The 11,107-nt window shown below is 47.3% G+C and carries 8 protein-coding genes; 5 read left to right on the forward strand and 3 right to left on the reverse strand.

Features of this window, described 5'->3' with window-relative positions:
• The first annotated feature begins 12 nt into the window (after positions 1-12).
• Positions 13-1,428 (forward strand): MFS transporter, encoded by a 1,416-nt coding sequence (locus EKM89_RS04770; protein ID WP_125686183.1) that lies wholly within the window; start codon positions 13-15, stop codon positions 1,426-1,428.
• Positions 1,429-1,643: 215 nt separating this feature from the next.
• Here EKM89_RS04770 and EKM89_RS04775 read toward each other — a convergent pair whose 3' ends face one another.
• Complete coding sequence (locus tag EKM89_RS04775; protein ID WP_125686185.1) at positions 1,644-2,627, reverse strand: aldo/keto reductase; 984 nt, start codon at positions 2,625-2,627, stop codon at positions 1,644-1,646.
• 145 nt (positions 2,628-2,772) lie between these two features.
• On the opposite strand from EKM89_RS04775, the gene EKM89_RS04780 reads away from it, so the two are divergent.
• The 4 genes from EKM89_RS04780 to EKM89_RS04795 all read left to right on the forward strand — a co-directional run bounded on the left by EKM89_RS04780 (position 2,773) and on the right by EKM89_RS04795 (position 9,072).
• A complete protein-coding gene (locus tag EKM89_RS04780; protein WP_125686187.1) occupies positions 2,773-3,375 on the forward strand; it encodes an NAD(P)-binding oxidoreductase in 603 nt (200 codons plus the stop codon).
• A 68-nt stretch (positions 3,376-3,443) separates the two neighbouring features.
• Positions 3,444-3,821 carry a hypothetical protein gene (locus EKM89_RS04785; protein ID WP_225421812.1) on the forward strand — a complete coding sequence of 126 codons (378 nt, stop codon included), beginning with the start codon at positions 3,444-3,446 and terminating at the stop codon, positions 3,819-3,821.
• A 263-nt stretch (positions 3,822-4,084) separates the two neighbouring features.
• Positions 4,085-5,101, forward strand: coding sequence for a polysaccharide deacetylase family protein (locus EKM89_RS04790; RefSeq protein WP_125686191.1), 1,017 nt, complete (start codon positions 4,085-4,087; stop codon positions 5,099-5,101).
• Positions 5,102-5,337: 236 nt separating this feature from the next.
• Positions 5,338-9,072 carry a MucBP domain-containing protein gene (locus EKM89_RS04795; RefSeq protein WP_125686193.1) on the forward strand — a complete coding sequence of 1,245 codons (3,735 nt, stop codon included), beginning with the start codon at positions 5,338-5,340 and terminating at the stop codon, positions 9,070-9,072.
• 157 nt (positions 9,073-9,229) lie between these two features.
• Here EKM89_RS04795 and EKM89_RS04800 read toward each other — a convergent pair whose 3' ends face one another.
• Both EKM89_RS04800 and EKM89_RS04805 read right to left on the reverse strand, forming a co-directional pair.
• Positions 9,230-9,448, reverse strand: coding sequence for a hypothetical protein (locus EKM89_RS04800; protein WP_125686195.1), 219 nt, complete (start codon positions 9,446-9,448; stop codon positions 9,230-9,232).
• A 438-nt stretch (positions 9,449-9,886) separates the two neighbouring features.
• Positions 9,887-11,029, reverse strand: coding sequence for an ArgE/DapE family deacylase (locus EKM89_RS04805; protein ID WP_125686196.1), 1,143 nt, complete (start codon positions 11,027-11,029; stop codon positions 9,887-9,889).
• Positions 11,030-11,107: the final 78 nt, after the last annotated feature.

An 11,107-nucleotide genomic window follows, 5' to 3' on the forward strand; every position in this document is an offset into this window, starting at 1 on the left:
AGGAGTTAAGCGATGAGTTCGAATGCGGGACAATCAGATCACAACGTCGCAGCGGCCCAGGCACTACTTAAAAATGACCGCCTGCCCTTTCACCGTAAGGTCACGTATGGTTTTACGGATATGGCCGGTAACTTACTTTACTGTATCGTCGGGTCATACATGTTGTATTTCTTCACCAATGTCTTTGGCTTGAGTGTTGGGACAGCCGGGTCGTTATTGTTACTGGGACGGTTCATTGATGCCATTGGGGCACCAGTGATGGGCGTCTTGGTTGACCATACCCACAGTAAGTACGGGAAGAGTCGACCATGGTTCTTGTGGATGGCCTTACCATTTACTATCTTCATCTGGTTACTGTTTACGACGCCAGCCATCAGTGGGACGGCTAAAATCGTCTATGCGGGTGGAATGTATATTTTGGCTGAATTAGCTTATACGGCCATGTCGACGCCAATTACGTCGGTACTGCCCAACCTGACCTCTAATTCGGATGACCGGATGTCTGCCAACTCGATCCGACTGGTTTTAGGGAACGTTGGGAACTTCTTTGCGGTCACATTTATCATGCCTTTGGCTAGTGCTGTGGGCCACGGCAACGAGCAACGTGGCTGGTCGATTGCCGTCGGAATTTATGCGGTGATTGGTTTTATTCTCCTGATGATTGGCTTCTTGGACATGCGGGAGAAGAACATTGAAAACGATGAGATCGTCACGATCAAGGAAAGTCTGAAGGCCACTAAAGGCAACTGGCCGTGGATTTTGATTGTAGCGGCGAACCTGATTTACTGGACGGCCTATTCCGCAAGAAATGCAGCCTTACCTTACTACTTTCAGTATAACTTGGATGATAAAGGGTTGATTTCATTCTTCAACGGATTCTCGATCATTCAAATCATCGGGATGGCTTCGGTGCCATTCTTCGTTAAGTTCATGCATAAATGGGGAACAACCGTCTTCATGCTTGCCATGACAATGGTCGGTCAGATCTGGATGGGGTTAGCTGGTGGCAACGTTACCTCTGCGTTAATCGGTTGGATTCTGGCATGTATCGGTTCTGGGTCTGCTTGTACCATGTTCTTCGCTATGGTTGGGGATACCGTCGACTTTGGTGAATGGAAGAGCGGCGTTCGTGCCAACGGCCTGCTAACGGCGATGGGAGCGTCCTTCTGTATTCAGATGGGGTCTGGCTTTGGTTCCTTTATTGCCGCAAAGATCATGGCAGCGTTTGGGTTCTCGGCAGCTAAGGCAACGCAATCCGCTGCTAGTATGAGCTCTATTAGTTTTACGTTCATCTGGATTCCGGTTATTATTTATGCCATTAGTTTGATTATCATGGTCATTTACCGTAAGTGGGAACGTCACGAACCAATTGTGACCGAGGAACTTGCTGAACGACATGCACAAACACAGGAAGATGCTGCAGAATAGAAAAATTGTTTGCTAGGATTGTCGAAACGGCAGGATTTTTAACCGTACCGACAGTATCTCTAGTTGAGAGCGAAACCGTTTGCTTTTTAGGTGGGCGTTTCGGCCATATAAACTTGAACAACAAACGGGCCTGGGACAAAATCTCAGGCTCGTTTGTTGCGCAAAAAAACTCGGGCGAGGCTCGAGTTTTAACTTAATTTGAAAATGGGATGAAGCTAATCGGGATCAGCTAGTGATTTACCATTGGCACTGGTTTTAAAGCCAGCAAAAGCGTTATCGATGGTCTGGTACTCAGCGGGACTCAGTGTCACTTCTAGAGCCTGAGCATTGGCTTCGACCTGACTTGCACGCTTGGCGCCAGGGATAACGACGCTGATCAGTGGGTCTTGCATGTACCAGGCCAGAACAGTCTGGGTGACAGTTGCTTGATGCGCGGCGGCAATTGGCCGAACTTGGTCGATAGCCTTTAAAGCAAGGCTGTAGCGGGGTTCTTGGAAGTCACTGATCTGGCTACGAATATCGTCAGCCGGGAAGGTGACTGATTGCGCATACTTACCGGTTAATAGGCCGGAAGCTAGTGGGAAATACGGGACAAAGCTAATCTGATGGTCTTTTAAATAAGGCATGAGGTCAGCCTCATGGTCACGATGAAGGAGGCTGAATTCGTCTTCTACAACATCTACGTAGCCATCGGCATTGGCTTCTTTGACTTGGTCCAAGCTGAAGTTCGAAAGGCCAATCGCCCGAATTTTACCCTGTTCGCGCAAGCGTTGAAGCGCGCCAACGGCCTCGGCCTTGGGTGTTTGCTTATCTGGAAAATGAATATAGTAAATATCGAGATAGTCGGTATTTAAGCGCTTCAGGCTGGCCTCAACTTGTTGTGTCAAAAAGTCAGGATCATTGGAAATGACTTGTTCACCACTTGAAAAGTCCTGTGCCCCCTTAGTGGCCAGCGTAAAGCTGTGACGGTTGAAGTCGTGCATCGCTTGGCCCACCAGTTCTTCAGAGTGACCGAGACCATAAACAAAGGCGGTATCTAGCAACTGAATACCGTGATCAAGTCCTGCTTTAACTAGGTTTAAGCCATCTTCATCCTTTAAATTAGGGAAGAGGTTATAACCACCGACAGCATTGGTTCCAAGGCCTAGGGGTGTAGTTTGCACGTCTGTCTTGCCAATTGTTACCATTTCGTGTGTCATCGAATATCCTCCTAATATGAAAACGAATTCAAATACACATTCATTATACCGAATTCAGGTTTATTCCCAAGCGACTTGGTTCAGAAATTGCCGATTGACCGTTGTTTCTGGTACACTGGGAACCAAGGAAAAAGGAGCGAAATTCATGACAACTTATTTAATCGTGGGAGCTACGCCGTTGGGGCAACTAGTTGCCCAGCAACTCATTGATCTTCAAGCGGGAACGGTTCGGATTCTACATGACACAGCTGACGACTTACCAGCTAGCATAACTGCTAAGGCAACCGTGTTTAGTGGCGATTTAACTAAAGAAGCCACGTATGATGATGCGTTAAAGGATGCACCCGTTATTTTTTCTGCCCTTGAGGGGATGGACGTGGATCTCGCATTTGAAGCATTATTTGACGCGCAGTACCATCATCAGTTGAAGCTGACTCGGTTTATCATGCTTAGCACAGCCGGAGTTGATCAGGAAGTTAGTGGTGAACTAACTTATCCGGGAATCGATGATTCCAAAGAATATTTGAATCAGCAGCGATATGCTGCCAAGTTGGTGGATGAAGCCGAATTTCCGTACACAATTTTGCGACCGGTCACGTTGGTAGCTACAGCAGCGAGTGAACCGCAGATCATCAAGGAGGGTAATGCCGTACCAGCCGGGACCGTGTCACAGATGACGGTTGCCCAGGTGGTGGTTGATTTACTCCAAAATGGTGGTGCCGACTACCAATCACTGGCCATTTGCTAAATCTTTCCCAAAACCCTGTGAAAATTCAGGCCGTTTAGAGAATTGTTTGGTAGAATAGACGCAGTGGGGTGAAGGTATTGGCATTAAAAATAGACGATCAGCAATTAGCAGCAATCCGTGAGCGGATGGGTGAAGCCAATCAGCGTGCCCACTTCGTTATTTTTCAGTCAACGGAGAAAGAATCCGGTAAAATTTTACGTTTAATTACGGACATTGAAAGTTTTCGGACGATTCAAGAACAACATGCGGATGATTCAAATATGGAAATTATTCAAGATATTGTTCCGATTACAGATACCTTGGCTCGGTGGGCAGTTGCGGAGAACATGGCCGCACAGCAACAGAACGATGATGCGGAAATTTTAAAAGATCTGGAACATTATACGAACGAAGTTTTAAAGGAAAATCATCAGGCGATTAATCCACCAGATGATGAAACGGACTAGGTGCTTACCGCGGTGAGCATCTTTTTTTAAAAGTAGAAAAGAACGTTTGTTCGGATTGGGCTACTCATAGTGTACGAAAGAGTTTACAGAAAAACAAGTCCATCTAAGTTGGGGAAGTGCCGGTTAAGTCAGTGAATACGGCACAGAAGCTCCCGTTAAATTTATTAAATTATAAAAAAATGGGTCTTCTACTCCCCGTTTAGCTACAAATACTGATAAACTGAGTTTAAGCTTCAGGGGAAGCTTTTCGAGGAGGGGATTTCATGAAAAATAAACGGTTATTTTTAGCAAGCTTAGCACTTATTTTGAGTGTTCTATTAATCGGGGGAACGACGGCACAGGCAAAAAGTAAGACGGTGACCAAAACGGTTACTTTTGGCCAATTGACTAATAAAAATACGCAGCGTTTAGCGGCAATTCGCCAGGCGGCTCGAGAACAAATTCTAAAGCAGACGAAGTCGAAGGGGGGTCAGGTAACGGCGGTATACAAGGTTAAGCTCCCGAAAAACATGGCCAAGAAGGCAACATTAACGGCGACGGGATTGCAAATGAATCTATTGGCAAATAGCTTCAAAGTCAAGCAGATTACGATTCCCTACACGCAACTGAAGGGTAAGGTTCTTAATCGTTACCTACCGAAGGCGAATCGCACGACTACGGTTAAAACTAATAAGATGGTCGCGCTGACCTTTGACGATGGCCCCGATCCAACACTAACGCCGCGACTACTCAAGACGTTAAAGACGTACAAGGTTCACGCAACCTTCTTTGAGGTGGGGCAGAGTGTTAGTCGTTACCCTAAGATTTCGCGAGCTGTCCTGGCTGGTGGAAATGAGCTGGGCAACCATTCTTGGAACCATCCTAATTTTAGTGCGATTGGTACGGCACAGACGGTCAGCCAGATTACGCGGACGAACCGGGCCATTTTTCAAGCAACCGGAACGTTACCACAGTACGTACGCCCACCATACGGGAATATTACGGCAGCTGAGGGGCGTGCAATCGAGCAACCGATTATTCGCTGGTCGGTCGATTCACGTGATTGGTCTTACTTAAATACGGCTAAAGATATTAATGAAGTTATGAAGGATACGCGTGGCGGTGATATTGTGCTCATGCACGACATTCACGCGCAGTCGGTCGCAGCAGTGCCAACGATCATTAAGCGATTGAAGGCTAAGGGTTACAAGTTGGTCACGGTCAGTCAGTTGCTGAACTACCAGGCATTGCCGGGCTTACAATACTTTGGCGCTAAGGATTACCGGACGGCTGGAAAGTAAAGTTAGCCTGGACGTCCGCAATATGAAAAGAGTAACGCGTAAGACTGGTGTAAAATGCGCCAGTCTTTTTAATTTGCCGGTTCCAAAAGGATAGGGGCAAAGGGCGTGTCATATATGGGTGGAAAAAGTTCTTTTGTTAATCGTTGAACACCATAAGTATAATGGAAAATTACGTGTATACTAAGAATTGTATAGAGACTACGTAGCTTGCTTTAGGACCTTTGAGGAGGAATATCATGGGACAAGTGGTAGGTAATAAAAGTTGGGTATACATGGGAGTTACTCTAGCCAGTTTAAGCTTGGGGAGCTTAGGGTTAACGGTAAAAGCACATGCCGATGTACAGTCTGAGGCGAATTCGTCGACGCCAAATGTTACGGCAACAACCGAATCATCTATAGCGGCGACAGGTGAGTTGGAACAGGATGCGAAATCTGTTACGAACGAGCAGGAAACCGATCCAACCAAAACAACCCCACCGGTGACTGAAAACCAGAAAAAAGCAAGTGAACCAACAGCGGATGAGAGTCAAGATACACCTGATTTAGCAGCGATAAAAGCGCCAGAACAAACAACGAATTCGCAGTCAGAAAAAGCACCTGTGACAGCAGGAACGGGTCCAGTTAAAACTGAGCCATCTGAGGAACCGCAAGAAGCAGACACGCCAGAAGTGGTAAAACCAGTGGTGGCGCCAACGACAAATTCGCTTAATCCAGTTGCTTCGAAGCAACCAGGGACGTCTTTAGTAAAGACGCGAATTTCTGCTGAAAAGGTGACGAATTCGACCCAGTTAATCCAGGCCCGTAAAGTCGCTTTAAACCGGTTGGCCGTTCCGGCAGCCGCCATAACAACGGATATGTCTGGGACCTTTGGAACCAGTGCCTGGAATATCGATGCGGATGGCGTCTTGCATTTTGGTGCGGGGACGTTCACAGATACTATGTCAAATGCGAAACAAAATCCATGGGCAGCCTATGCAGATGAGATCAAGAGCATTTCGTTTGATAATAAAGTTGTTGCTAGTAACAATTCCGCCTACTTGTTTGCTGGTTTACATAATTTAGTGGCTATTGAACATGCAGATCGATTTGATGTCAGTCAGGCGACGAACTTTATGCGGCTGTTTGCACAGGATACGAGCTTAGTTAAAGTTGATACTAGCAATTGGGATACTAGCAAAGTAACGGACATGTTTGGGACATTTGAAGGGGCTAAAAGTTTAGTTACGGTGGACGTTTCCCAATGGAATACCAGCCAAGTGGTTGAGATGGCAAATATGTTCAACTTTGCCCAGTCACTGACAACGGTGGACGTTTCTCATTGGGATACCAGTCAGGTTAAAAGCATGAGTTACATGTTTAATCAAACTGTTGGTAATCCGGAAACACAAATTACGGATACGGGGTCGTTACAAGCATTAGATGTTTCCCACTGGAATATGAGTAACATTGGGACGAGTCCTTATGGCAATGGTGGTGACATTGCGTATATGTTTGCTGGTCAGAATAAATTGAAATTTTTAGATGTCAGTCATTGGGATGTCAGCCATAATCCGACATTCTCGCATACATTTGCAGCCTGTTCGGCATTGGAAACCTTGGATGTTAGTCGGTGGAATACCAGTCGGTCAGGTGATATGACAGCAACCTTTTTACGAAATTCAGCACTGTCTCAACTAGATGTCAGTCGTTGGGACGTTTCTCGAGTCCAAATTATGGATTATATGTTTTCGGGTATGACTGCTGTAAAGGAATTGAATTTTAGTCGGTGGCAGACAAATGGCAAGGTATTCTTTCATATGATGCATCTCGTTTCGGGTGATGCGGCATTGACGTCTTTAGACTTGTCAGGATTTCATATGAACGAAAATGGGCAGATGTATTTTGTCGCCTATTTATTGGGGACCAATTTACGATCTTTTACCATGGGACCGCAGTCTGCTTTGATGGGGACATACTACGGTGCAATTAATGACGATGCCAATTTGCCAGAAATCTCTACCATGAAGGGATTCAATCCCAAATTATATACAGGTAAGTGGCAGGCCGTCGGAACGGGGACCGTGGATTCACCCAATGGGGCGTCCTATTCGTATGTCCAACTTAGAGGCATGTATAAACGGTCAGAATCCGCGGATGGTAGTATTGTTGGCCCAGCTGAAACTTATGTCTGGCAGGAAAATAATGTTGTGGCTATCACGGGAGAAGGGACGAAAGTCTATGATGGTCAAGCACTTTCAACAGCAGATCTAGCCAATTATAAGGTCGAGGTTTATGGCAAAGTGGTGGCACCGACGAATGGCTGGCAAGCGGGAGATTTGATGGGGACGTCCGTTCAACCAGCGTTGCGGGGAACATCTGCGGATCTACGTAACGCCGGGACCTATGGGGTGACATTGAGTGCAGCAGGGCATGCGAAATTGGTTGCTGCTAACCCGAACCTGGCTGATATTAACGTTATAGATGGTACTTATACAATCATGCAGGCACCAGCGACCATTACGGTTAATGGTCAGCAGGCTGTATATGACGGTCAGGCACACCAAGCGACAGTGACAGTTACAGGAGAAGTGAACGCGGAGAAGCTCGCGTATAAGCTAGATACTGTTCCCCAGACTGAAGTGGGGACTTACCTCGTCACGCCCATTTTGAATGAGGCAGCGGTGAATGGAAATTATGACATTAAATTAGAACCGGGAACGTTAGCAATCACAGCGGCGACAGGACATGTAAGTGTTCATTACGTCAATGAGAGTGGCCAACAGATTGCGGCCGATGATGATCAATCCGGTGAAGTTGGTGCGGACTATACGTTAGTGGCGCCCACAATTTCTGGTGCGGTTCTAGTTAGCACACCAACGAATGTTACGGGAAAATATGCGCTCACATCAACTGATGCGACCTTTGTTTATCACCAGTTTAGTCCAACTAATCCTGATAATTGGGGTCAAGTAAGTGTCCGTTATCTAGACGAAAGGGGCACGCAAATTGCGGATGATCGGACAATGGTGGGTGAAATTGGAACGACTTACCAGGTGCCAACGGGACAATTAGGCTATGTATTGATTCAGGCAACACCTGATGTTGCGGGCCAATATATGGCAACTGGTACGACCATCACGCTCGTTTATCATCAACTGAAAAATACGACGGCAGATCACGGGGTAGTCATTGCCCACTATATTGACGAAGCCGGTAAAACTTTAACGGGAGATACACTGCAAAGCCAGTCGACCGGTGTTGATTATCATTTAACAGCCCCAAGCATCGCAGGTTACGTGCTCACGGCACAGCCTATAAATGTAGCCGGAAAATTTAATGGGACTACTCAGGAAGTCACTTTTGTCTATCATCAGTTAGCCACGACCTCGGCGAAAAATGGTCTAATCATTAGTCATTACGTGGATGACCAGGGGCAAGCAATCTCACCGGATACAAAGCAGGTGGGTGCCACGGGGAGCGCATATACGTTAACAGCGCCGACTGTTAGTGGCTACACACTTCAGAGTGCACCGACAGTTACGGGAATCTTTAGTGGAACGGTCGTAGAGCGAACCTTCGTTTATCAAAAAACGGTTAAGCCAGTAAAGCCCGTCGATCCGGTGGCGCCAGTAGAACCAGTTACCCCGGTGGTACCAGAACAGCCAGATAATACTGGTGATGTTCAAAAGGTACCGGGCACTAGCGACAAATTGCCGAGTCAACCAGTTATAATGGCTAAGCAAGCAAAGGCAGCGGGCCGTGAAACGACTAACCGGTCTAAAGTAGTGAGCCCTAAAGTAATGGGGAAAGGCCAGGCATCCTTGACCAATGTGGGTGAGCACAAGTTAAGCGCGTCCGTCAACGCCAAATCGTTGCCGACAACTTTGCCACAAACGGATGAAGCCACATCGTTTGCCACGATTTGGGGGATGTTGCTCGCTGGATTGACTGGACTACTAGGTTGGCTAGGTTGGCGACGACATCAAAGCTAAAGCTTGAAAACCAAAATGTTCACCTTACGCTTATGACTGTAGACGTTGTCATTGCTAGATTAGTGACAATGGTCGTACCCCGGTTGCCAGGTACTGGCTGTGGGGGAACGCCCTCAGCCAAAGAACGGCCTTAACTGAAGGTTGAAAGTCAAAATGCTTATTCTACTCTTGCAACCGTAGGAATTGTCACCGCTAAATTAGTGGTACTGGTCGCACTCCGGCCACCAGGGATTCCGCTTGCTGTGGGGAACGCCTTCAGCCCAAGGACGGGCTTCAGGCTCGCCTGAAAGCCGCCAAGTTCAAGCGTCTCCCAGATCGTCCCACGATGTAAGCCGGAAAAGACGCCGACTAACATCGTCGACACGGCTAGCTGCATCCCTGGCCGCCTCCGGCTCTGATTGTACATGTCAACTCCAATCACTGAATCCCAAGTGGTTGCTAAAGTTTAATCATACGTTTCAAACGGTATGATCCATGTTGCCTCAAACCAACTACGTCAGCCGAGAGGTCGGCAGATATGGGCTCAGGCGCGTCGTTCTACTTAGTTAGTGGGTGAATTTCCCACTGGCTTAGTAGAAAACCAAGCTTGGAGACTCGGTCCTTTCGAGGCTTCAAGTTGTGTTCGCACCGTTCCAGCCCATATCTGCCGGCCGGTAAGGCGATCGTTGGACAACGTTGCCTAATTTTAGTCCCGTATCGTTGCAACAACAGTCATGATTGGCATTTCAGACCTTTCAACCTTCAGGCCTTAAAGTAAAATGAGATCAAAAGCGCTAAAATTGGCGTTTTTGATCTCATTTTTTATCCGATTAATTTAGGCGAGAAATGCTTTTGCCAAGCGTTCGTAAACATGTTGGACGTGAGCAAATAGGTCGAGATCGACGGATTCGTTGAGCGAGTGCGCATCGTTCCATTCGCCGGCACCGTAAACAACCACTGGGAATTGGTTGGCAGACTTCGTATATTCGGAAGCATCGGTTGCGCCGTGAATGACTTGTAGTTCAACGGGATGGCCGAATTCATCATCGGCAATTTGTTTGGTTAATTTGACCAAAGCAGAGTCGGTAGCACTAATGACGGGCTTAAAACTGTAGTCTACATGCAGTGTCAGGTTAACGTCGGCTTCCTGATTAAGCTTAGCGACCGTCTCAGTTAGACGCTTGATGACCGCATCGTTATCGAATTCAGGGATTGGCCGAATGTTACCTTGTAGCTCGGCTTTGGCGGGAATACTGTTCACCTGTTCGCCGCCATTGAAGACCGTTACACTGTGGACCAAGGGCCCAAGCTCAGGACTAACGGGGGCGTCTGCAAACTCAGTTGCTTCGGCCGAAACGTATTTGATCAGGTTGGTGATGGCGTTGATTCCCTTTTCTGGCATTGAACTATGCGCACCGCGACCTTGCGAGTAGACGTGATAATTTAGCGAGCCATTGTGGGCATAGACCAGGTTACCGCCGGTCGGTTCGCCAATGATGATACCATCCAGGTCGTCAGCGATACCTTGTTGGGTCAGTAAACGTGAGCCCATGGCCCCATTTTCTTCACCAACGGTACCAATGAACCGTAGACGGCCATTGAGCTTAATTTTTTGCTCGGCCAAGTTAATAAAGGTGATGACCATACCGGCTAGGCCACTCTTCATATCGGCCGCGCCACGACCATACAGCCGATTATTTTCAACGTGAGCGGAGAAGGGATCGAATTGCCAGTCGGCCACGTCACCAGTGGCAACGGTGTCCAGATGACCCGCTAACGCCAGCACTTTATCGCTAGCGGTATCACCAATTTCAGCCACGATGTTACTACGACCATCCGCGTAGGGGACGATTCTAGATGGGATGCCATGATTGGCAAAAAGCTTCTGGATATAGGTCGCCACAGCGGCCTCATTGCCATTAACGGAGTTGATTCCGACTAGCTCCTGTAGAATTTGAACCTGTGCAGTATCTTTCATAAACGTCTGCCCACTTTCTCACCATATTTTAATTTTAAGTGTAGCACGCTTTGCGGGAAATATGCGAATAATGTTATT

It is taken from the genome of Levilactobacillus fujinensis (genome assembly GCF_003946335.1).
GTDB classification, from domain to species: Bacteria; Bacillota; Bacilli; order Lactobacillales; family Lactobacillaceae; genus Levilactobacillus; species Levilactobacillus fujinensis.